This window comes from Escherichia sp. WS3227_2 (assembly GCF_046486495.1).
Classification (GTDB): domain Bacteria; phylum Pseudomonadota; class Gammaproteobacteria; order Enterobacterales; family Enterobacteriaceae; genus Escherichia; species Escherichia coli.
This window is the reverse complement of record NZ_JBJQLG010000062.1, coordinates 1-503: the sequence shown is the minus strand read 5'-3', so window position 1 is coordinate 503 and position 503 is coordinate 1. Positions and strand designations below refer to the sequence as shown.

Here is a 503-nt window from a genome sequence, read left to right as displayed (position 1 = left end):
AGATCGGTTTGCATAAATCGTTGATGGTCGGGCTGGGTTATGACGTCAAAGTCGGAAATAACGTTACCTTCACCGTTGGTAAAACGAAAAAGGATGATACCGGGCAGACCGCGATTTACTCCGCCGGTGAGCATCTGGAACTCTGCTGTGGTAAGGCAAGGCTGGTGCTGACTAAGGACGGACAAATTTTTCTCAACGGCACAAAAATTCATTTGCAGGGTAAGGAGCAGGTTAATGGTGACTCACTGTTGATTAACTGGAACTGTGCAGCCTCGAAATCCCCACCGAAGACCCCTGATGAAAAGCAGGATACGCCGGATATGAGAGAGTACTGATCCCGTACCTGTTCGGTATTCAGTAACAAACAAGCATTAAAAATAAACAGAAGAAGGAATTGAATCATGAGCGGAAAACCAGCGGCGCGTCAGGGAGATATGACTCAGTATGGCGGTCCCATTGTCCAGGGTTCGGCAGGTGTAAGAATTGGCGCGCCCACCGGCGTG

2 protein-coding genes are annotated in these 503 nt (G+C 49.1%); both read left to right on the top strand.

Annotated features, from left to right (window positions below):
* Positions 1–335: type VI secretion protein VgrG (locus ACJHXB_RS24835; protein ID WP_125133859.1), on the top strand; the 335-nt coding region annotated here is incomplete at its 5' end.
* Between the two features lie 66 nt (positions 336–401).
* Positions 402–503: hypothetical protein (locus ACJHXB_RS24830; protein ID WP_374694589.1), on the top strand; the 102-nt coding region annotated here is incomplete at its 3' end.